The 22,690-nt window shown below is 29.7% G+C and carries 20 protein-coding genes; 10 read left to right on the top strand and 10 right to left on the bottom strand.

The window, feature by feature from the left end:
- The first annotated feature begins 36 nt into the window (after window positions 1-36).
- The 5 genes from HY951_12965 (at window position 37) to guaA (ending at window position 6,313) form a co-directional block, all read left to right on the top strand.
- A complete protein-coding gene (locus HY951_12965; GenBank protein ID MBI5540968.1) occupies window positions 37-1,278 on the top strand; it encodes a peptidase C1 in 1,242 nt (413 codons plus the stop codon).
- A gap of 59 nt (window positions 1,279-1,337) precedes the next feature.
- The gene (locus HY951_12970; GenBank protein ID MBI5540969.1) at window positions 1,338-3,500 is read left to right on the top strand and encodes a C10 family peptidase; all 2,163 of its coding nucleotides are present in this window, start codon (window positions 1,338-1,340) and stop codon (window positions 3,498-3,500) included.
- A gap of 60 nt (window positions 3,501-3,560) precedes the next feature.
- A complete protein-coding gene (locus HY951_12975; protein ID MBI5540970.1) occupies window positions 3,561-4,259 on the top strand; it encodes a hypothetical protein in 699 nt (232 codons plus the stop codon).
- 7 nt (window positions 4,260-4,266) lie between these two features.
- Entirely contained in the window at window positions 4,267-4,662 is a 396-nt protein-coding gene (locus tag HY951_12980) for a gliding motility-associated C-terminal domain-containing protein (protein ID MBI5540971.1), read from the top strand.
- 121 nt (window positions 4,663-4,783) lie between these two features.
- On the top strand, window positions 4,784-6,313 hold the full coding sequence (guaA, locus tag HY951_12985) for a glutamine-hydrolyzing GMP synthase (GenBank protein MBI5540972.1): 1,530 nt from the start codon (window positions 4,784-4,786) through the stop codon (window positions 6,311-6,313).
- A 102-nt stretch (window positions 6,314-6,415) separates the two neighbouring features.
- Here guaA and HY951_12990 read toward each other — a convergent pair whose 3' ends face one another.
- Window positions 6,416-7,177, bottom strand: a complete 762-nt coding sequence (locus HY951_12990) for a nucleotidyltransferase family protein (protein MBI5540973.1) — start codon at window positions 7,175-7,177, stop codon at window positions 6,416-6,418.
- Window positions 7,177-8,589: a phosphotransferase gene (locus tag HY951_12995; protein ID MBI5540974.1), complete on the bottom strand. Its 1,413-nt coding sequence runs from the start codon at window positions 8,587-8,589 to the stop codon at window positions 7,177-7,179. The genes HY951_12990 and HY951_12995 overlap by 1 nt, the downstream gene beginning before the upstream one ends.
- Before the next feature lie 200 nt (window positions 8,590-8,789).
- Here HY951_12995 and hydE point away from each other — a divergent pair, with 200 nt between their 5' ends.
- Both hydE and HY951_13005 read left to right on the top strand, forming a co-directional pair.
- On the top strand, window positions 8,790-9,875 hold the full coding sequence (hydE, locus tag HY951_13000; GenBank protein ID MBI5540975.1) for a [FeFe] hydrogenase H-cluster radical SAM maturase HydE: 1,086 nt from the start codon (window positions 8,790-8,792) through the stop codon (window positions 9,873-9,875).
- A gap of 91 nt (window positions 9,876-9,966) precedes the next feature.
- The gene (locus tag HY951_13005; GenBank protein ID MBI5540976.1) at window positions 9,967-11,070 is read left to right on the top strand and encodes a hypothetical protein; all 1,104 of its coding nucleotides are present in this window, start codon (window positions 9,967-9,969) and stop codon (window positions 11,068-11,070) included.
- On the opposite strand, the gene HY951_13010 is transcribed toward HY951_13005, so the two are convergent.
- From HY951_13010 to HY951_13025, 4 genes are all read right to left on the bottom strand, one after another.
- Window positions 11,067-11,648, bottom strand: coding sequence for an indolepyruvate oxidoreductase subunit beta (locus HY951_13010; GenBank protein MBI5540977.1), 582 nt, complete (start codon window positions 11,646-11,648; stop codon window positions 11,067-11,069). The genes HY951_13005 and HY951_13010 overlap by 4 nt on opposite strands.
- A gap of 2 nt (window positions 11,649-11,650) precedes the next feature.
- Window positions 11,651-13,252, bottom strand: a complete 1,602-nt coding sequence (locus tag HY951_13015) for an indolepyruvate ferredoxin oxidoreductase (protein ID MBI5540978.1) — start codon at window positions 13,250-13,252, stop codon at window positions 11,651-11,653.
- Window positions 13,253-13,526: 274 nt separating this feature from the next.
- The gene (locus tag HY951_13020; GenBank protein MBI5540979.1) at window positions 13,527-13,886 is read right to left on the bottom strand and encodes a response regulator; all 360 of its coding nucleotides are present in this window, start codon (window positions 13,884-13,886) and stop codon (window positions 13,527-13,529) included.
- Window positions 13,887-14,487: 601 nt separating this feature from the next.
- On the bottom strand, window positions 14,488-14,898 hold the full coding sequence (locus HY951_13025; protein MBI5540980.1) for a YjbQ family protein: 411 nt from the start codon (window positions 14,896-14,898) through the stop codon (window positions 14,488-14,490).
- Window positions 14,899-14,996: 98 nt separating this feature from the next.
- Between HY951_13025 and HY951_13030 the strand changes: the two genes are divergently transcribed.
- Window positions 14,997-15,647 (top strand): carboxypeptidase-like regulatory domain-containing protein, encoded by a 651-nt coding sequence (locus HY951_13030; GenBank protein MBI5540981.1) that lies wholly within the window; start codon window positions 14,997-14,999, stop codon window positions 15,645-15,647.
- Between the two features lie 23 nt (window positions 15,648-15,670).
- Here HY951_13030 and HY951_13035 read toward each other — a convergent pair whose 3' ends face one another.
- Together HY951_13035 and dacB are read right to left on the bottom strand one after the other, a co-directional pair.
- Window positions 15,671-16,744 (bottom strand): hypothetical protein, encoded by a 1,074-nt coding sequence (locus HY951_13035; protein ID MBI5540982.1) that lies wholly within the window; start codon window positions 16,742-16,744, stop codon window positions 15,671-15,673.
- A 50-nt stretch (window positions 16,745-16,794) separates the two neighbouring features.
- Window positions 16,795-18,270 carry a D-alanyl-D-alanine carboxypeptidase/D-alanyl-D-alanine-endopeptidase gene (dacB, locus tag HY951_13040; GenBank protein ID MBI5540983.1) on the bottom strand — a complete coding sequence of 492 codons (1,476 nt, stop codon included), beginning with the start codon at window positions 18,268-18,270 and terminating at the stop codon, window positions 16,795-16,797.
- A gap of 57 nt (window positions 18,271-18,327) precedes the next feature.
- Here dacB and HY951_13045 point away from each other — a divergent pair, with 57 nt between their 5' ends.
- Window positions 18,328-18,969 carry a rhomboid family intramembrane serine protease gene (locus HY951_13045; protein MBI5540984.1) on the top strand — a complete coding sequence of 214 codons (642 nt, stop codon included), beginning with the start codon at window positions 18,328-18,330 and terminating at the stop codon, window positions 18,967-18,969.
- A 73-nt stretch (window positions 18,970-19,042) separates the two neighbouring features.
- On the top strand, window positions 19,043-19,945 hold the full coding sequence (locus tag HY951_13050) for a PCMD domain-containing protein (GenBank protein MBI5540985.1): 903 nt from the start codon (window positions 19,043-19,045) through the stop codon (window positions 19,943-19,945).
- Between the two features lie 68 nt (window positions 19,946-20,013).
- Here the strand turns inward: HY951_13050 and HY951_13055 are convergent, their stop codons facing one another.
- Together HY951_13055 and HY951_13060 are read right to left on the bottom strand one after the other, a co-directional pair.
- Window positions 20,014-21,201: a T9SS type A sorting domain-containing protein gene (locus HY951_13055; protein MBI5540986.1), complete on the bottom strand. Its 1,188-nt coding sequence runs from the start codon at window positions 21,199-21,201 to the stop codon at window positions 20,014-20,016.
- Between the two features lie 83 nt (window positions 21,202-21,284).
- Window positions 21,285-22,690, bottom strand: a 1,406-nt coding sequence (locus tag HY951_13060; protein ID MBI5540987.1) for a L,D-transpeptidase family protein, incomplete at its 5' end; no start/stop codon positions are given.

Genomic DNA, 22,690 nt, shown 5'->3' on the forward strand with positions numbered 1-22,690 from the left:
CATATATCTTAGTTAAAAATAATTTTAAAATTCTAAATCATGAAAAAAATTGTTTTACTGGCAATTACATTTTTTGCAATTGCAAATATACAAGCTCAGGATAATAAAGATAAAGCCGTTTTTAAATCATATCAGCCCGGCTACTATCAAAATGTAATTATGAAAGATGTGAGAAATGTTGAGGAAAACTCAGCACCTCCTGCCCAAATTAAACGGTTCAAAATTGACTTAAAAGATAAAGAATTACCTAATAAAATTGACTTATATAAAACGCAATGGCATAATGCTCCAATTTCTCAGGGTAATGCAGGTACATGCTGGTCTTTTTCTACAATCTCATATTTTGAATCAGAAGTTTTTCGCTTAACAAATCAAAAAGTTAAACTAAGCGAAATTTATATTGCTTATTGGGAATATGTTGAAAAGGCTAAAGAATATGTAAAAACACGTGGAAACTCTGTTTTTGGAGAAGGTAGTGAAGCAAATGCTGTAACAAGAATGTTTAAATTATATGGAGTTATTCCATATGAATCCTATAACGGTCTTAACAATTGCAGAAAGTACCATACACATGAAAAAATGAAAGCAGAAATGGATGCTTTTCTTAATTCTGTAAAAGCTTCAAATGCATGGAACGAAGAAGAAGTAATTGCAACTATAAAATCTATAATGAACCATTATATTGGAGAACCACCAACAGAAGTAACTGTAAACGGAAAAAAATATACTCCGAAACAATATTTATCTGAAGTGGTAAAAATTGTTCCTGATGATTATATTGATATTCTTTCAATAATGCAGGAACCATTTTATAATAAAGTGCTTTATGATGTTGATGACAACTGGTGGAGAAGTAAAGATTATTATAACGTTCCTCTGGACGAATTTATAGCAACATTGCGTAAATGTATAGAAAGTGGCTATTCCGTTGCAATTGGAGGCGATGTTTCTGAATCTGGATTTGATTCTGAAACTCAGTGTGCAGTTGTTCCATCTTTTGATATTCCTTCTAGCTTTATAAATGATGAAGCAAGACAATTCCGTTTTTCAAATAAAACCACAACTGATGATCATGGAATACATTTAGTAGGATTTGTTGATTTTAAGGGTCAAAGATGGTATTTAATAAAGGACTCAGGCTCAGGATCACGTAATAATGACCCTAATGCTAAAGAGTTTGGTTATTACTTTTTTAGCGAGGACTTTGTAAAATTAAAAATGATGAATTTTACAGTTCATAAAGATGCAGTAAAAGATCTTCTTAAAAAGTTTAAATAAAAACACATAATGCCCGAATCAATTCGGGCATTTTTTTTAATTTTATAAAAAAAAATATTATGATTCGTAGAATTGCTTTTATAGTTCTGATATTTTGTTTAATAAATATATTCAAAACAATTGCACAGCCAGTTTCTCAGGATAGTTTAAAAATAATTGCTAAAAATTTTTATTTAGAAAAAGCAAATTCATTTTTCTCAATAAAATCAAATGAAATAAAAATAACAAGCATTGAAACAACTAATTCTATTGATAATATACCACTTTATAGTATAATAAATTTTGAACCTAAAGGCTTTGTTATTATTTCTGCTCAAAGAAATGTATTTCCAATTTTGGGTTATTCTTTTGAAAATAATTATTCTAAAACTGAGGAAAACCCAAATTTTATTTTCTGGATGAATAATTATAAAAAACAGATATACAATGCATTCATTAACAATTACTCAACTAATAAAAAGATTTATGATGCCTGGAATTATTATAAAAAACCTCATAACAATATAACAAAAGAAAAAGCTCTCGCTCCTCTCCTAACTTCGACTTGGAATCAGGACAAATACTATAATGAATTATGCCCTGCAGATGCTGCCGGTCCCGGTGGACATACTTATGCTGGTTGCGTTGCTACAGCTATGGGTCAAATAATGTTTTATCACAGATGGCCACATTCAGGATTTGGCTCATATTCATATACCCATCCTGATTATGGAGTAATTTCAGAAAATTTTGGTAACAGTACTTATGATTGGGATGCTATGGCAAATAATATTACTACAAGTAATCTTGCTATCGCAAAGTTATTGTATCATATAGGAGTTTCTGTAGATATGAATTATGGTCCAGGTGGTTCTGGTATGTGGAATCATCATGCTGCAATTTCATATAAAAACTATTTTAAATATTGTTCGCAAACACGTTATATTTTCAGAGATAGTACTAGTTTACCATGGGATAGTATAATTATAGCCAATCTTGATCAAAAAAAGCCATTGTATTATGCAGGCTGGGAAGACACTACATATACTGCCGGTCATGCATTTGTTTGCGATGGTTATCAATCAAACATTTTTTTCCACTTTAACTGGGGCTGGGGCGGTTCGCAGGACGGTTTTTTCTATCTGGATCAATTAAACCCAAGCGGATATAATTTTAATTTATGTCAGGAATTAGTAGCGGATATTTATCCTGATACGATTAACTATACTTATCCTGCATATTGTTCCGGTTACAAAGAAATAACAGGAAGCAATGGTACTTTCACTGATGGAAGTAGTACAAAACCTTATTCCAATAATAGTAATTGTTCTTGGTTATTAAACCCTGACTGCGGCATTAAATTAAAACTTGGGTTTAATAATTTTGATTTAGCTATTGGTGATACAATTAATATATATGACGGTACAAACAGTCAGGCTAATTTATTAGCGAGCTATAACAATACAGATGTTCCTGTAACTTCAGGAAATGTTAACCCAACAATTATAGAATCCAGTTCAAAAAATCTTTTTGTCACATTTAAATCAGATGATAATACAATTTCGGACGGTTTTTTAGCAAACTATTCTGTAAAATATTGTCAGACCGATACAGTAACAAATCAAAATGGTAGTGTTTCAGATGGAAGCGGAGCATGTGATTACGCAAGTTCTTCAAATTGCAGATGGGTTATAAAACCTGCTAATGCACAATCGATAACTTTAAATTTTACAGAATTTAATTTAGCCACAAATAATATTGGAGATTTTGTTCAGATTTATAAAAATAGTTTTTCAGGAAGTAATTCAATTGCAATCTTTAACTATTTAAATCCTCCTACTGGACCTCTAACTATTCAAGCACCAATAGTCTGTATTAAATTTTTTACAAATACCGATATTACTGCATCTGGCTGGACAATTGATTATTTATCGTCAACTACAGGTATACCTGAAAACACCTTACCATCTTCTGGAATGATTGTGTTTCCTAACCCATTTAAAGAAAATGCTGTTATAAGATTCAGTTCAAGTAAAACTAAAAATGCTTTAATATGTATTTCTGATTTATCTGGAAAAATAATTTTGAAAAAATCAGTTTCAACTTCTCTTGAAGTTACAGAAATTCTAATTAGCGAATTAGCAAGTAATATAATGCCTGGTTGTTATGTTATAAAAATAGAAACAGATTCAAAATCTTTTGTAAATAAAATTATCAGACTTCCTGAAGAATTAACTGAATAGTTGAATTTGAAAAAAATATTTTTTTAATACTTATTATACTGAATATTGTTATACAATAAAATGAAAATAATTACAATTTTAATATCCTTACTATTATCTACTTTAGACATTTATTCTCAAGATTTTATTATTTTAAAAAATAATGATACGATAAAATGTAAGATAATTGAAGATAAAGTTAGTTTCTTATTTTATAAGTTAATTAATTCGCCTGATACAGATACACTTAAAATAAATCAAGCTGATTATGATTATTACATAATAAAATCTGACATACTGCCTGATTATAAAAGTTCGGCATTCTATAACACTAATAACACTGAAGTTAAAAAAATATATAAAAAAGGTGTTTATCTAACTTTTCAGCAATTAGTAAATGACTCACCTTCTTTTAATTCAAAATTTGAAATTTTAAAAAGAACAGAATCAGATATTAAACTAATGGGTGGAAATGATTACAAAATTGTTTCCTTATCTGATAGTTTGTCAAATAGCACTATAAGAAAAGCATGGGTAATATGTGATGGAAAAGATTGTTATATTAATTCTCAGCAATTCTCTCAATATAGATTTTATTGTATTTTAACTTTTGAGAATAATTACGCATACTTTTCTGCTTTACCTTTTGACAGGAGTAATATTGATAATTTAAGTTTTACAGGTGGAGCGATTGGTGGAGCAATATCCGGTGCAGCTGCAGCTCTTGAAAGAACATTATATAAGATTTATTTAAAAAATGGAAAAATAGAACGCTATTAAAAATATTATGAAAATAAGGATACTAATAATACTCACAATAATTGTTTTTTCTTTTAATAATTTATTTGGAAATCCAATTACACCAAACGATACTATTGCAAAAAACATTGTTATTTCTGACGTTTTTTCGATAAATAAAGAAAACAGCAACAATGTATATTATGTTAATTCACTTAATAAATCTGTCATTAAAACATTTAAAATGGAAATTTATAACCGTTGGGGTGAGAATGTTTGTACCATTACTAATATTGATCAAGGTTGGGATGGATTTTTTAAGGGTTCTATTTTACCTTCAGGTGTTTATTTATATAATATTAACTGCGAATTATTCGATTCAAATAACCAAAATCAAATTACTGAAATTAAAAATCATACCGGAACAATATCGTTAATCAGATAAATTTAGAACTATTCGCTTAAAAGTTTTTTGATATTCTTAATATCAAGTTAAAAACTTTCTTTTAAGTTTTTGTTTGGCTGTTTCTCTAATATTACCTTTACAAACAATAAAATCAAACACTGTGATTGAAAAAATAATAATTTTAGATTTCGGATCTCAATATACTCAACTAATTGCCAGAAGAGTTAGAGAATTAAATGTTTATTGCGAAATTCATCCTTTCAGCAAAAAATTCACTGTTGATGAGAGTATAAAAGGTGTAATACTTTCTGGTAGCCCCTACTCTGTAAGAGATGAAAATTCTCCAAAATTTGACAGCGATAATATTAAAGGAAAATTCCCACTATTAGGTGTTTGCTATGGAGCACAATATCTTTCACATCATTTTGGTGGAGAAGTATTGCCATCAAATCACCGTGAATACGGACGAGCAAACCTTCAATTTATTGATAACTCTGATAAATTATTTCAGAATATTTCAAAAGGAACACAGGTATGGATGTCGCATGGTGATACTATTACAAAAATTCCTGCAAATTATAAAATAACAGCGAGCACAGAAACTGTAAAAGTCGGAGCTTTTAAAATTGAAAACGAAGAAACATACGGAATTCAGTTCCACCCTGAAGTATACCACTCTACACAAGGAATGGAATTACTTAAAAATTTTATTGTAAATATATGTGGTTGTGCTCAAACTTGGACTCCTGCTGCATTTGTTAATTCAATCGTTACAGAGATTAAGGAAAAAGTTAAAAACGATAAAGTAGTTTTAGGCTTATCCGGTGGCGTTGATTCTTCTGTTGCTGCTCTCCTTTTGCATAAAGCTATTGGAAAAAACCTATATTGCATTTTTGTTAATAATGGTTTGTTACGAAAAAATGAATATGCTGAAGTTTTAGAGGCTTATAAAAAAACTGGTTTAAATATTAAAGGTGTTGATGCCTCTGAACAGTTTTTAAGCCAGCTAAATGGAGTTAGTGACCCTGAGCAGAAAAGAAAAATTATCGGTCGCGTTTTTATTGAGACATTCGATCACGAAGCAAAACAAATTGAAAATGTAAAATGGCTGGCACAAGGAACTATCTATCCTGATGTAATTGAATCATTATCTGTTAACGGGCCATCAGCAACTATAAAATCACATCATAATGTTGGGGGTTTACCTGCAAAAATGAATTTACAGGTTGTTGAACCTCTCCGCCTTTTATTTAAAGATGAAGTTAGAAGAGTTGGTAAAGAATTAAATCTTGATTCAAATATATTAAACCGCCATCCCTTTCCTGGTCCAGGTTTAGCTATCAGAATTCTTGGTGATATAACAAAAGAAAAAGTTAGAATTTTACAGGAAGTTGACAGTATTTTCATTTCTTCATTAAAAGAAAGTAATTTATACGATTCTGTATGGCAAGCCGGCGTAATGTTATTGCCTATTCATTCTGTTGGTGTTATGGGCGATGAACGCACTTACGAGCAAGTTGTGGCATTGCGTGCAGTACAAAGTACTGATGGGATGACAGCAGATTGGGTGCATTTACCATACGAATTTCTTGCACAGGTTTCGAATAGAATAATTAACAACGTGAAAGGAATTAATCGCGTAGTTTATGATATAAGCTCTAAACCTCCTGCTACTATTGAATGGGAATAAGCTTTATAAATTCAAAGTCCCAAATTAAAAATTCCAAATTCAAAAAGACATATTTTAGTTTGGAATTTGAAACTTTAAATTTGGAATTTGGGCATTTCAGGATTATTCTCGCATCAACAGGAAATTGTACTTCGACAACAATTCATCTGCCTCTTTAATGTGCTCTACTGTTCCCAAATCCATCCAAAAAGATTTATCGTGATTATAAGCTTTTATTTTATAACTGGCACATAGATTTAAATACACATCAGTTATTGAAAAACAATCATCATATGCAGACATCATGTTAAATATATCATGATTTATCACCTGAATACCACTGAATGCAAACGGACGTAATTTTGATATTGATGTACATTTAATTTTAATTTCATTGGTTGCCATGTTTTTCCAACCACATAACGAATCGTTCTGATCAAAAAGAAAATACCTTGAAGTTTTTCTGTTTCTCACTGCTAATGTTGCCAACACATTACTTTTCTGATGACTGGCATACAATTCTCTAAGATTTAAATCTGTTAAAACATCAACATTATACACAAGAAAAGGTCTATTGTCATCAAAAAAATCTGAAGCATTTTTTAATCCTCCTCCTGTATCGAGTAATTTGTTACTCTCATCCGAAATTGAAATATTTATGTCAAAATTATTTTTCGATTTAAGAAAATCAACCACCTGATTTGCAAAATGATGAACATTTACTACAATGTGATCAAAACCATTATTCATTAAATTTCTGATTGCATATTCCAATAAAGTAACTCCATCAATCTCAGCAAGTGCTTTTGGCTTTAACAAGGTAAGCGGTTGTAATCTGGTACCCAAACCAGCAGCAAAAATCATCGCTTTTCCTGTACCTGCCATTATTTCTTCCAGTTTACTCTGTTAGTATGCTCAATATCAACTTTAATATTATACTTTGATTTAAAATGTGCTGCAAGTTTTTCTGCACAAAATACCGACCGATGTTGACCACCGGTACAACCAAAGGAAATCTGAAGGTTAGTAAAGTTTCTTGAAATATATTTTTCTACACTCTGCTCGGTAATTTTAATAACATTTTGCAAAAATTGTTTAACCTCCTCATCATTATTTAAAAATTCTGATACTTTTAAATCTAAACCACTGTAATTTTCATATTCGGCATATCTTCCAGGGTTTGGTAATGCCCTGCAATCAAAAACAAATCCACCACCATTACCGGATTTATCTTCTGGTATACCTTTAAAAAATGAAAAACTGTTTACATTAATTGAAAGAGAACTTTCAGGAAAAACCTTTTCGTTATATTTTTTCAATTCCTCAGAAACAGTAAGAGATTGAAGCACATTTAACAATGTTGGAATTTTAATAGGGATTTCAACGTTTTCCAATAACCAGTCAAGATTGTTTAGAGCAAAAGGAATACTCTTTAAAAAATGTTCTTTCTTTTCGTAAAATCCTCTGAAACCATATGCTCCCATTGCCTGCATTATTCTTATTAACACAAAGCAATAATACATTCCTTTAAATTCTTTATTATTTACCGGAATCTTATTATTTACAACTGAAATATAATAATCCAACAGCTCTTCCCTTATTTTCTGTGGGATATTTGCTTTTGCATCATATAATAACGAAGCTACATCATAGTATAATGGACCTCTCCTTCCACCTTGATAATCAATGTAAAAAATATTATCGTTATCAAGCATAATATTCCTCGACTGAAAATCACGATACAAAAAGTAGTTACTGTCTGCCTGTGATAAATAATTTACAAATACTTCAAAATCGTCCTCCAGTTTTTGCTCATCAAAATGAATCTTTGCGAGTTTTAAGAAATAGTATTTAAAATAATTTAAATCCCACATCATCGATTGTTTATCAAAACTGGAGCGTGGGTAACAAAATGAATAATCTAAATCTTTTCCACCATTAAATTGAAATTGAGTTAAATCATTTAAAATTTTCTTGTATAACAATATAAAGCTTTCCGGGAATTCTGCATTTTTTCTGTTTTGCTCTAAATATGAAAAAATTGTAGTGTCACCCAAATCTGAAAGAATATAAATGTGATTATCAATATCTTCAGCAACAATCTCAGGAACGTTTAAACCACAATTAATAAAATGCTTTGTAAAATGTATAAAAGCAAGATTTTCTTTTGGGTCAGGATTATATGCACCTATAAATGTTTGCTTTGATGTAAATAATCTAAAATACCTTCTATATGAACCTGAAGGTGGTAATTCCTGGATACTTATTACATCAAGTGATTTTGCTTTAAAAAGCAAATCTTGTAATTTCTGTTCTGAACTTTGCTTATTCAACGGCTTAAATTATTTGACAAACTTAGCAAAATTGAGCGATTGTGAGAAAATCATAAATATTATTTATTCACATTTATTATTTGAAAACTTCAATACGTGCGAAAAAACATAAATAATTATATTATTTAAACCTAATTTTGTCATTTAAATATTGATATTAAGCAATGAATGACCTATTTTCTAATTTATTAGATAAAGAACATTTTGAGAAAGATGATTTGATTTGTTTTTTAAACTCAAAAGAACAGGAACGAAAATTACTTTTTGAGAAATCTGCAAAAATAAAACAACAATATATTGGCAATAAAGTATATTTCAGAGGATTAATCGAATATTCTAATATTTGTCACAAAAACTGCCTTTACTGCGGAATTAGAGCAGGAAATAAGAATTTAACACATTATACTCTTAGTGATGAGGAAGTTATTAGGGCAGCAAAATTCGCTTATGAAAATAATTATGGTTCTGTTGTTTTACAATCGGGTGAAATTGAAAGCTCAGAATTTACCGAGAAAATTGACAAATTAATTTGGGAAATAAAGAAATTATCTGACAATAAACTTGGCTTAACTTTATCTTTAGGTGAGCAATCCGAAGAAACATATAAACAATGGTTTAAATCAGGCGCACATCGCTATTTATTACGTATAGAAACCAGTAATCAAACTTTATATTCCAGAATTCATCCAAATAATTCTAAACATAGTTTCGAAAAAAGATTGGTTGCACTAAATACATTAAAAAAACTTGGCTTTCAGGCAGGAACAGGAGTAATGATTGGTTTGCCTTTTCAAACTACAGAAAATTTAGCCGACGATTTAATCTTTATGAAAGAGTTTGATATTGATATGTGCGGAATGGGGCCATATATTGAACATAAGGATACTCCTTTATATGAATTCAGAAATGAATTGCTGCCATTAAATGAGCGATTTGACCTTAGTTTGAAAATGATTGCCATACTTCGCATTTTAATGAAAGACATTAACATTGCATCGACCACTGCATTACAAGCAATAGACCCTATTGGTCGCGAAAAAGCAATTAAAATCGGAGCAAACATAATTATGCCCAATATTACTCCGGGAAATAACAGAGATAATTATCTTTTGTATGAAAACAAACCTTGCACCGATGAAGAAATGGAAGATTGTAAATCTTGTTTAGAGGCGAGATTACATTTTGCAGGAGCCGAAATTGGTTATGGCGAATGGGGCGACTCAATGCATTTTAAGAACAAAAATATTTAATTATTAGCACTTTATAATTAATGCAATAAATTAGAATATTTAGAAAAAGAAAATATACTTTTGCACCACAATTTAACAAACTAAAATTTCCGTGAAAAAAGTTTTTAAGATTCTAGTTTACACAACAGTAATTATTTTTTCAATTATTGGTTTTGGTCTTACAGCTTCATATTTTGCAATTAAATTTCATTTAACAGACGATCCTGGAGCAGTAGATTACAATGATAGAATTTACAAAGAATTAGCAGACAAAACACAGAATTCGGTTAGAAATGACTCTGCTTATTTTCAAATGCTAAATAATGAAAGAGCTGAAGATTACATGAAAATCATGATAATCGGTAAGTTCTATCCATATAATGCAAACCTTATTTTAAATGCAGTAAATGCATCTAACGATCCTACTCTTGCCGATAAATTACTCGCTGCTATGGATTATAAAATGGCAAAAAATCAGGATTACCAGCAATTACTTGATAAAGCAAAGGCTTTATATGAACAACCGATTAAACTTGACACTATCCCAAGTGTTTATGATTGGATGAACGTTCCGGAATGGAACGATTTAAGAATAGCTATAACAAAAGATAAAAGAATAATTGATAGTGCTGCAAATATTGCCGGTGTTGAACCCAGAATTGTTGTTTGTTGTTTAATTGGCGAACAAATTAGATTATTCAATTCAAAGCGTGAAATATTTAAATCATATATTAAACCTTTAAAAGTTCTTTCTGTTGAATCTCAGTTTTCATTGGGAGTAACAGGTGTTAAAGATTTTACTGCAATGGCAATTGAAAGAAATCTAAAAGACACATCTTCTATTTATTATATCGGAAAAAAATATGAGAACCTACTCGATTTCACTTCTCAGGTTCCTGATACTGAACGGTATTACAGACTAGTTAACTACAGAAATCATTTTTGGCAATATTTATATACCGCATTATACCTAAAGCAGGTTGAGAAACAATGGAGAACAATGAATTTTGATATCTCAAACCGACCTGAAGTATTAACTACACTTTATAATGTTGGATTTATGTTTTCAGTTCCAAAAGCCGATCCAAAAGTAGGTGGGTCAAGAATAATGATAAATGAAAAACCCTACACTTTTGGGGGTGTAGGATTTGACTTTTATTATTCGGGAGAGCTAGCTAAAGAGTTCCCTTATTTACAAAAGAAGTTCTGGGACTAAGAGTTCTTTAAAGAAAACTCTCTTCCTATAGCTAACGCTTTAAGGTTTAAATCAACTACTTCTTGACCTTTATTTTTGAATATCTTTGAAATTGCTGTAGTCAATACTTCTAAAGGAATATCCATATACGGAGAAGCTGCCCCAAGTATAACAATGTTTGCAGATTTTACAGAACCAAGTTCTTTTGCAATTCCATCAGCATCGATTAATACCTGATTTTTAAATTTCTTTACTTCAGTTAAAACTTTTTCAACATCTGGATAATGAGCAATATTTTTAAATGGAACTGAATTAGTTATTAACCAACCATTTTCTGATAACATTGGTAAATATCTTAAACTTTCCATAGGCTCAACAGAAATAATCATATCTGCCTTTCCAAAAGGAATTAGATCAGAGAAAATTTCTTTATCTGAAATTCTTAAATTAGATACAACATCGCCTCCTCTTTGGCTCATTCCATGAACCTCAGATTGTTTTAAATGTAAATTCATTTCAAGAGCTGCCATTCCAATTGTTGTTGCAATTGATAGTATACCCTGACCTCCTACTCCTGCTATAATAATATCTTTTTTCATGATTACTTGTTTTTAAATTTTTCTCTCATTCTTTTATCTAATGTTATAATACACTCACGACGAGGAATAATAACTGAAGGTCCATCATATGCTAACTCCTCACGAATAATTTTCATATTTTCTTCATGATTTTTAGGTAATGGCTTAATAACTCTGATATGTGCAGGATCAACTCCAACACCAGCGCAAATAGCTTCAAGTTTTCCTAATGCAGCAGAAGGCTGACCACCTGTCATTCCAGTTGTGAAATTATCAAGTATAAAAACTTTAACATTTGATTTATGAACTACACAATCCAATAAGCCAGTCATTCCACTATGTGTAAAAGTTGAATCACCTATAACAGCAATTGCAGGAACTAATCCAGCATCTGCAGCACCAAATGCCATTGTTATTGAAGCGCCCATATCAACACAAGTATTTATTGCTTCTAAAGGCGCTAATGCAGCAAGCGTATAACAACCTATATCTGAGAATACTCTGCCTTTTGAATAATCTTTTAAAACTTCATTTAAAGCTTGATATGAATCGGTATGCGGACAGCCGCTGCATAATGCAGGTGGACGTTGTGCTACAACTTCTGGAACTGGCTGACCAATTGTATCTTTTAAACCCAATGCCACAGCTACTTTATTAGGATTTAGTTCACCATCACGTGAAAGAGTTCCATCTAATCTGCCATGAATTGGTTTGCCTAAGTTTAATGAACCTTTTAGCATTTCTTCAACTAATGGATAACCATCTTCAAAAACATAAATTTCCTGGCATTCATCATATAATTTCTTAAGCATATTAGTTGGAACAGGATGCTGTCCAATTACTAACATAGGAAATGGAAGGTTTTCCTGAAAATTCTCCATTATATAATTATAAGCAATACCACAAGCTATAATACCTTTTGATTTGTCTTTCCCTTCAACATATTTATTAAAGCCTGAAGTTTCAGCATTTTGCTCTAATTCATCCTGAATATCAAGAAGTCTGCGGAAATTTTTTCGTGCAATCGATGGTAACAAAACAAATTGTTTTAAATCTGCTGGAAGTTTTAATTTATTCTGTTCCTTTTCAGCCATTCTACCAACACCTGCTCTACTATGTGCTAAGCGGGTAGTTATTCTGATCATAACAGGAACACGATATTTTTCAGAAATATCAAAACCATAGTGCACCATGTTATAAGCTTCTTGTTGTGAACTTGGTTCAAATATTGGAATCATTGCAAATTTTCCATAAAATCTACTGTCTTGTTCATTTTGTGATGAATGCATTGAAGGATCGTCAGCAACAACAACAATCAGACCTCCGTTTGCACCTGTAATTGATGAATTAATAAAACCATCGGCAGCAACGTTTAAACCAACATGTTTCATACAAACCATGGTACGTTTTCCTGCATAAGACATTCCGATTGCTGCTTCCATAGCAGTTTTTTCGTTTGCACACCATCTTGCTTTTACACCTTTTTCTTTAGCAATTTTTGAGCTTTCAATATACTCAGTAATTTCTGTAGAAGGTGTTCCCGGATAAGCATAAACTCCTGACAAGCCAGCATCAATTGCACCTAAAGCAATGGCTTCGTCACCTAACAATAACATTTTTTGCATATAACGATTTTAAAATTTACGGTTTTTAATCTTCTCAAAAATATAAATTTTTAGATAAGATTTTCATGACATATTAATGTTTTAAAATATGTTTATGTTAAGTGTATGTAGCTTATTTAATAAAAAAATGGGCTTCAATTAAGCTGTTCAGATAATATATATTCAACTTAATAATATAAAATGATATTATTATTTTTTGGGAAAGGCAATATTAAAGGGATAAAAAGCAGTTGTTATTATCAGGTAATTGATTTATTCTAAAAAGGATAATTTACTAATAAAAGTACTTTTCAATAAGATTATTAATCAAATCTATTTTATATGGTTTAGAAATATATTCATCACAACCTGATTCTATTGCAATTTCTCGCTCACCTAAAAGCGCATATGCTGTTTGAGCAATAATAATAACATTTTTATTAAACTTTCTAATTTGTTGAGTCACCTCATAACCGTTCATTTTTGGTAATCTTATATCCATGAAAATTAATTCAATGTCAGGATTACTTTTGCATAACTCGATGGCTTCTAAACCATCACTTGTTTTTAAAATATTATTTGAATATTTTTCAACTATAACTTCTAATAGTAACTCTGAAGTTTTGTCATCTTCAACAATTAATATTTTAAGCATAATTATTAGTAATTAATATTAATCTTCTTATTTATTAGTTTTATCTCTTATTCCATAAAAAATCAAGTGAACCATTTTCCTCATAATAATATGTACAATTTATATGATCCCACATTATTGGTGCTTTTAATTCTTTTTTCATAAAATTTAAATAAATAAAAATAGTTCGTTCACATAAATTCATCTTTTCTGCTAATTGTTTAGGAGTTCCAGTGCGTTTGTTTTGGATTTTTTTATTTATAATAATAATTTTCCTAATGTCCATAATATATAATTCGTTTCAATTATCAGCAAATAACTTTTTCAAAATAAATAGATTGCACTGAATTGAAACTGCAGTTCTAAAAAAATAATCGCATTAAAATATATTTTGTTTATGGATCTTAAAATAAACTATATAGTATCTGCAACTTTTGAAATAAGGTATTGGTAAATGTAATCTTAATTAATTGTTAAATTGTTACAAGAAGTCAAAATTTAATCATTAATTGTTTGGACTTAGTTGTTTTTGTCAACAGAGGCTTTAAAAACTGTCATCCAGAGCAAAGCGAAGGATCTAGACACATATCTAGATCCTTCGCTGCCTCTGAATACAAAACCATTAATTGTAAATTGTTAAAACAACTCTCCTGTTTCCTCCATTAATTCTAAACTCACAAAACTGAATTCCCTGCCATATTCCCAAACCTAGTTTACCATTTATTATTGGGATTGTTATAGATTGTCCAAAAACCGAAGATTTTATATGAGCCGACATATCATCTTTTCCTTCAAAAATATGAGTAAACCTATTAAACTCATCAGGAACCAGATATTTCATAAAATTATCAATATCATATCTAACTGAAGGATCTGCATTTTCATTTATAATTATTGCAGCTGAAGTATGTTTAACAAAAACATTTAATAAACCTGACAAAGGAAACGCTTCAATATTTTCTATAATTATATCAGTAATTAGGTGAATACCTCTTGAAAACTTAGGTAAAGTAATTTCCTTCTGCCAAATCATAATTACAAATGTTAATTTTCTACAAATTTAACCATAATGTTTGGTAGTATTAGCTAAGGTTTTTTAATATTTGTATCTTTCAATTATTATTCTGTTTAATGAAAATCTTAAAAACATTTATATTATTTACTTCATTATTGCTTTATTATTCATGCAATATTAAAGCTCAAACTTCTAATATAATTCAGGTTAAGGGAATGGTTGTTAATATACACTTTGTACCCATTTCTTATGTTCATATTTTAATTAAAAATAAAAAAACAGGAACAATAAGTGACGAAAATGGGAAATTTGATTTTTTCGCAGAAAAAGGAGATACTTTACAATTCTCATGTGTTGGCTTTAAAAAAAGAATTTATACAATACCAACTATAACAACATCGCGAATTTACTATGTGGTTGCTGTATTAAAAAACGATACTACAATTTTACAGGAAGTTGTAATACTACCCTGGAAAAATTATAAAGAATTTAAAAAGATATTTTTAATATCTAAAGTTCCAGATGATGATATTGTAAGAGCAGAAAAAAATCTGGAATTAATGCAACTTCAAATGTTATTAAATGATGATGATATTCCAGCAGCTCCCGGTGCTGCATACAATATATCGATGCAACAAAGATCAAGTCAATTGTATTGGAAAGGACAAACTCAACCGATGCAAATTTTTAATGTTATTGCATGGCAACAATTTTTCGAGTATTTAAAGGAAGGAAAATTTAAACGAACGAAAAAGAAAGTAAAATAGTTTGCTATTTGTTATTACAACAACTAAAATACCGGTATCTGCTTGTTTCCTCTTACAGAATCAGTTTTATTAATAAGTAGATTTTTCAAATCTCCATTTTCATAAACACCCTTCATAACAATGTCTCCATTGAGTTTCCACATAGTAATCTCACCATTATATATGCCTGACTTATAGTTAATCTCTGATTTCTTTTGACCAGTAGCATACCAGCTAGTAGATATTCCATTTTCTCTACCATCTAAAAATGTCTCTTCTTCCATTTTCTGACCATTGGGATACCATGTTACCCACAAGCCTTGTTCACTTCCATTTTTAATCATACCCTGACGTTTTTTTTGCCCGTTCTCATGCCATACAACCCAAAGTCCGTCTTCATATCCATTAATGTAATTACCAGTAGTTTGCACCTGTCCATTTTCATACCAAGTTTGAAATTTACCTTCGGGTTTTCCATCATAAAACTTTTCTTCTTTCTCTGGCTTGCCATTTTCATACCATGTAATCCATGTTCCGTGCTCAACACCTTTTTTGTATTTTCCTTCAGTTCTTTTTTTGCCATTTTCATACCAAATAATCCAATCACCATGAGCTAAACCTTCTTTAAAAAATTTTTGCTCTTTCTTTTTACCATTGTTATAAAAAATTATTTCCTGACCATTAGGTATATTATTTCTATAGTTTTCAATATGTTTTATTTTCCCATCACTAAACCACTCTTTAACAATACCGTTCTTATTACCATTCTCAAATTTTTCTTCTAAAATTATTCTGCCATTATTATCATAAATTTTTTCTATCCCATCTTTTTTCCAATTATTATATTTTGCTTCTAATAATTTTTGTCCGTTATCATTCCAAACCGAGTAGTACCCATGTAACTTACCCTTTTTATAAAAAAAACTCTTTTTGACTCCAGAATAATTTTCCTCACATTGACCAGTATATGGATCAGTTGCATCCTGTAAATACATAACACCCTTATTATCTACCAGTTCCGAACAATCGCAAGGTTTAGTGCAAGAATTTAAAACGCTTAAAACAATAATAATTGTAATAACATTAAAACTAATTAAGTTTTTAATCTTAAGTACCATGAATAAATAAAGCGTTTGTGGTAATTGGTTTTTCCAATCATTTATACGCTTTAATTATTTGAAAGTTTTATTAAAAATTGTTCTATTTTTCCTTTAATAACAGAAGGATTTGACGAATAATTATTTATGATTATTGCAAATGCAATATTTTTAGAAGATTTTGTTTTAACATATCCTGCATAACTTCTAACACCTGTCATATACCCACTTTTTGCTCGTAGGTTATTTTCTGCAAAACTACCAGAAAACATACTGCTTAAACTTCCACTTTTTGAAGCAATTGGTAACGAATTATAAAATAATTCATAATTTTTACTCGACTTCTTCATATAAGACAATACATTAACCAATTGCTTTGCTGAAACTGCATTAAATCGCGATAACCCACTCCCATCATACATTAATAGTTTGCCAGTTGTTTTATACCAGAAATTATTTAAAGCATCTATTCCGGATGAATTACTGCCGACACCTGACTTTGCAACTCCAATTTGTCTTAACAAATGCTCTGCATATAAATTAATGCTTTTAATATTTGTAAAATAAATAATATCCTTTAATCTTGGAGATTCTATTTCATATATAGATTTATAATCTTTGGAAATATTTTTTTTGAATTTTAAACAAGGAATTGCAAATAGTGAATCACTAACATTTATTCCATTTTTTAATAGTTCCCTGTATAGTATTATAGCAACTAAAAGTGGTGGATTAGAAATTGAACCTTTTACTTCATAATTTGCTTTATTAACAGGTAATCTTCCTGTAGCAATTCTATAATCATCGTATTGCCCGCCATAAATAACAGATTGATCACCAGATATATTATCAGAAATAACTGTATTTTCAAGTTGCATAAAAGGAATTTCTGGATCTTGTTTTATTATTTCAGTACTATCATTTGATTTTGGTCCTGTTTTAAAAAACAGTTTGTACTCATTATCTAAAACAGAAAGTGCCCATGGTGATGCACCGTAATAATTTGCAACATCTGCTAATATCCAGGTTGAAGGAGCTGTATTATCTGAATAATAATTTGCATCAGCTATTACTGAACCATTAATCTTTTTAATGCCGGTTTTTGTTATTTCAGCAGCAATTTTCGAGAAAATATCTGTTTCATAATAAGTAGAATTAAAATTATGGCTCATAAAACATGGATCTCCGCCCCCTTTTATTATAATGTTTCCATTTAACACACCTGAAGCATCTATACTTCCGCTATATCCAATTTTTGTAATAAAAGTATAGTCTCCACCAAGTATTTCGAGTGCGGCAGCTGTAGTAAATAATTTCAAAGTTGAAGCCGGTGATAATCGTAAATCAGGATTTATTTTACCAATTTCTTTGTTTGTATTTAAATCAATAGCATAAAAACTTATTGAAGAATTTAATAAAGTTGAATCCAATACAAATTCATTAACTGTCTTATTAAAATCAATTTCACCCTCATTAGTAATATTTTGAGAAATGATAACATTAGGTATAACAATTATTACAATTAAAAAAACAACTACTTTTAACATCTTAAAATATTTTTTTTAAAACACAATGCTTTTATTAATTTGCAACAAAGCTAAGATATGAATTTCGAGAAGAAAAAATTTCTGATAAGTTTATTTTTTCCATTTCTTTTTATAGGTTCGATTTGGATAGTAAAAACTTCTGAATTGATTCTGAATGAGGATTTTTCAAGTTTCGGATTATATCCACTTAAAATTAAAGGTATAATTGGAATTTTTACTTCACCATTTATACATGGAAATATGGATCATTTAATTGCTAACTCTATTCCATTATTAGTTTTAGGGACAGCACTTTTTTATTTTTATGCAAAAGTTTCTTATAAAGTATTTTTTCTGATTTACATTATGACCGGCATTTGGGTTTGGTTTGGCGGAAGACCATCCTATCACATTGGAGCAAGTGGAATTGTTTATGGCTTGGCAGGATTTATTTTTACAAGTGGTGTTATTTTAAAAAATATAAGATTATTAGCAATCTCATTATTAGTTGTTTTTCTTTATGGTAGCATGATTTGGGGAGTACTACCTATGGATCCGAAAATATCGTGGGAATCACATTTACTTGGTTTGATTGCAGGAATTATATTAGCTGTTTATTATAGAAATGACAGTTCTATTGAACCAGAAATTGAGTTAAGTGATGATGACGATTCAAATATTGAATGGCAAATTCCGGCAGAGGAAAATAAACTTACTTAACTTTAGAAATAACTAATTGTTTTATTAAAAATTTCTCTTTATTTTTAAGAATTCAAACTTAAACAATATCATTATGAAACATTTTGTACTATTTATTGCATTTTTTGCTTTTTGTACGCTTGTTAATGCTCAGTATATTAACAATAACGGTTTCGAAACATGGGGAACAACTACAGGTGCAGATCCAACTGGTTGGTCAAGTCCTAATTCAATAATCGCAGGTTTTATGTCACCACCAGTAGTGACTAAAGAAACAACTGATTTTTATTCAGGATTAAATTCAGCAAAATTTGAAACAAAATCAGTTTTCGGATATGCTGTTCCTGGAATTTTAACTAATGGAACAATTTCAGTTAACATGACAAGTACTCCTCCTATTGCTGTTAACGGTGGTACTCCTTTCACTCAAAGACCAGCTAGTTTTAAAGGATATTATAAATATACTCCATCAGGAAGTGATAATTGTTTATTAGCTGCTGTTCTTTTAAAAAGAAACACAACAACTAGTGCATTAGATACTATAGCTTACGCTCAATTTACAAATGTTGCAACAGTTTCAGCTTGGACTCAGTTTCAGGCGGATTTCACTTATAATCTACCAGATAATCCAGATACATTGCAAATTATTTTAATTTCATCAAATCCAAATGCAGCAGTAGTTGGAAGTATACTTAAAGTTGATGAATTATTTTTAGAAGGTGGAACACTTGGTTTAAATAAACATTATTTACAAAAAGATGTAAATATTTTCCCAAACCCTGCTAATGACATTGTAAATATTCAATTCAGTTATGAATCAAAATCAGAAACTAGTGTGTCTATGTTTAGTCTGGTTGGCCAGAAAGTAAAAGAGTTTACTTTACCAAAGGGAACAGAATTAAGCAGCTTAAATATACGCGATCTTAAAAAAGGAATGTATTTTATACAGATTCAATCAGGAAAAGATAAATTTACTCAGAAAATATCAGTTGAGTAAATAAACATATTTATAAAATAAAAAATCCCGAAATTTTCGGGATTTTTTATTTTATAGTCAAATATACATTAATCACTTACTACAAATTTTCGAGTAATATTCTCACCTTTATTTCCTTTAAAATTTATTAAATACATTCCTTTAGTAAAATTATTTAGGTTAATTGTTATCTCGGTTTTATCAAAAACATCATTTGTAATTAATAATTCACCTATACAATTATATATAAAAATACTACCTGTTTTATTATCATTAAATGAAACATTTAAATTATTTTTTGCAGGAATTGGGAATAAGTTAAAATCATTTACATTACTAAATAACAACTCGTTTTCATTTGTTACAGAACTGCATGTATTTTCAAACTCACCAACAGAATTAGGTCTTACAGCAATATTACTTAAATTTAAATAACTAATCTGATTATATTTAAATTGTGAATTTAAAAAACTAACAATATAATGTCTTATTGATGCAGTTGCTTTTTCTCTTCCAATTGTACCTACTGGTTGGTCGGGGTTATTATAATTTCCAAATCCTCCATGACCAACTCCATTAAACAATACTCTGGTTTTGCATTCAACGGCATTAAATTTAGACTGATAGGCAGTTGCAGAAACACTATTTGTAGTTCCAACTAAAGGTACTGACGTGTCGTCTTCAGAACCATTAAGAAGTAGCACCTTACCATCGTAGGTAGTTACATTCTGAGCACCAAAACCAAACATTCCAGGATTTGGATATGAAGCCATATAAATAATAGCTTTTATTTCAGAAGGACGATTGATTATAATATCTGTTGCATTCATTCCACCATTAGAGTGACCTGCAACAACAAATCTTCCAAGATCAACATAATTATGCATCCAACTTAAACTATTATTAACATTTGTTTTAATCCAATTGTGAGCTGTTGTAAAAAGTGTTGAATTCGGACCTCCTGAAGTATTATTTATTACAAAAATCACATAACCATAAGAAGCCAGATGTGACCAGTATAAATCATAGCTATGTTTATTTATATAACTCGAACCAGCTCCATTTGCACCTGGTTGAAAAAGTATTGTTGGAAATGGTCCCCCTATATTAGTAGAAGGTTTGAAAATAAGCATATCCGTTGGCTGGGAATTCATAACAGAATCCATTACTACTGAATAAGTGCCATTTTGATAATAAGGTGAAAGCAACGGGTCTATCTGAGAATAAATATTACTCAGAAAAATAAAACTTAAAATTATTAATGCAGTTTTTTTCATAATTTATTAATTTAATAGTTGAACAATGTATTCAATTGTTCAAATATAAATTATAAATACCTAACTACCAAAAATATTTTAAACTATTTTAATTTTTCTATGATTGGTATATCTCTTTTATATAAGTCATCACGAAACTGAAGATAACCATTGGTATCAACAAAAGCAGTATAGTAATTAATTGTAATTGGAATCTGTTTTTTAAAGAATATGCTTTTAGTTTCAAGCTTTACACTATCTTTTTCAGCTAATTCTTTCCATTTTTTAAAATCTTCCATTCTTTTCTTAAACTTCTTTTTATCCTTTTTGTCTTCTGGTTCTAACCCTATAGCCATTCTAATATCATCAATTTCCCACTTTTTGTCATCTAATAAAAGCTTAACAAGTTTTAATGGATCTTCAACTCTAATACAGCCATGACTAACTGCTCTGTATGCCCTATCGAAAGCATTCTTTGTTGGCGTATCATGTAAAAAGACATCATATGGATTAGGGAAAACAAATTTTATTTTACCTAATGCATTAATTTCACCTGGATTTTGTTTTAACCTAAAAGGTATATGGTTTGGATCATATTTTTTCCAGTTAATGCTATCTGGATTTACTTCAACATTATTTAAATAAACTTTGTATTCGTGGTCTCTTAAGTATAAAGGATCTTTAATAAAATTATAATACAATTCTTTCTGAACTATATTTAAAGGAACAAGCCAATCGGGATTTAATACTAAGTGATTAATTTTTGACTGAAATATTGGTGTTTCGTGATTAGGTGGCCTATCCTGAATTTTATGAGTTTTAAGATACTTTTTCAATCTTTCATTATAATTACTTGGTTTTTTTTCTCCACAACAAACCTTTAACGCTAATTTAAATGTATCTGCATTATATGCATAAAGCATAAATTCAGGAATATTAATCTTTAGATATTTGTTAGGGAAATTATAGCTATTCCATCTTAATCTTTCCAAATTAACTGCAACCTGAATCGTTCTGTCTTTTGCAGAAATATTCATCTGAGCAATTGTATTTTTACCAATAACACCATCTGCCAGCAAACCATGTTCAGCCTGAAAACGAACAACAGCTTTTTTTAAAATTGTATCGTAAATATTAAAATTATTTTTATTAAACGAGATATCTAATTCTCCTGTAACAATCAATCTATTTGCTATATATCTTAAAACAATATTTGAATCACCAATGCTTATTTTGGGAGTATCTGCAGGTGGAATACTATCCCATTTTAAATTCATTAGTTTAAGATAATGAGTTTGTAGCTTTTGGTATTCTATATTTTTAAACTGAATATCATTTAGATACTTTAAAGTAGAATCGGAATTTAAAAGCCTTTCAAAACTTGTTGAATCCTTCTTTACTAAAGGTAAAAAATAACACTTATCATATTTTTCTAGAGGATTAAAAAAACCATATCTAATATGATTTGAGTAATCAATTAATGCATTTGATAAAAGAATATCTATTTCAA

Source organism: Bacteroidia bacterium, from assembly GCA_016218155.1.
Lineage (GTDB): Bacteria > Bacteroidota > Bacteroidia > Bacteroidales > GWA2-32-17 > GWA2-32-17.

Bases quoted from the DNA above. Each gene is read 5' to 3' on its own strand.
- HY951_13035 (MBI5540982.1), bottom strand. From the start codon at position 16,744: ATGGTACTTAAGATTAAAAACTTAATTAGTTTTAATGTTATTACAATT.
- HY951_13025 (MBI5540980.1), bottom strand. From the start codon at position 14,898: ATGATTTGGCAGAAGGAAATTACTTTACCTAAGTTTTCAAGAGGTATT.
- HY951_12980 (MBI5540971.1), top strand. From the start codon at position 4,267: ATGAAAATAAGGATACTAATAATACTCACAATAATTGTTTTTTCTTTT.
- HY951_13030 (MBI5540981.1), top strand. From the start codon at position 14,997: ATGAAAATCTTAAAAACATTTATATTATTTACTTCATTATTGCTTTAT.
- HY951_12970 (MBI5540969.1), top strand. From the start codon at position 1,338: ATGATTCGTAGAATTGCTTTTATAGTTCTGATATTTTGTTTAATAAAT.
- HY951_13020 (MBI5540979.1), bottom strand. From the start codon at position 13,886: ATGCTTAAAATATTAATTGTTGAAGATGACAAAACTTCAGAGTTACTA.
- HY951_13045 (MBI5540984.1), top strand. From the start codon at position 18,328: ATGAATTTCGAGAAGAAAAAATTTCTGATAAGTTTATTTTTTCCATTT.
- HY951_13010 (MBI5540977.1), bottom strand. From the start codon at position 11,648: ATGAAAAAAGATATTATTATAGCAGGAGTAGGAGGTCAGGGTATACTA.
- hydE (MBI5540975.1), top strand. From the start codon at position 8,790: ATGAATGACCTATTTTCTAATTTATTAGATAAAGAACATTTTGAGAAA.
- HY951_12990 (MBI5540973.1), bottom strand. From the start codon at position 7,177: ATGGCAGGTACAGGAAAAGCGATGATTTTTGCTGCTGGTTTGGGTACC.
- HY951_13050 (MBI5540985.1), top strand. From the start codon at position 19,043: ATGAAACATTTTGTACTATTTATTGCATTTTTTGCTTTTTGTACGCTT.
- dacB (MBI5540983.1), bottom strand. From the start codon at position 18,270: ATGTTAAAAGTAGTTGTTTTTTTAATTGTAATAATTGTTATACCTAAT.
- HY951_13015 (MBI5540978.1), bottom strand. From the start codon at position 13,252: ATGCAAAAAATGTTATTGTTAGGTGACGAAGCCATTGCTTTAGGTGCA.
- HY951_12975 (MBI5540970.1), top strand. From the start codon at position 3,561: ATGAAAATAATTACAATTTTAATATCCTTACTATTATCTACTTTAGAC.
- HY951_13055 (MBI5540986.1), bottom strand. From the start codon at position 21,201: ATGAAAAAAACTGCATTAATAATTTTAAGTTTTATTTTTCTGAGTAAT.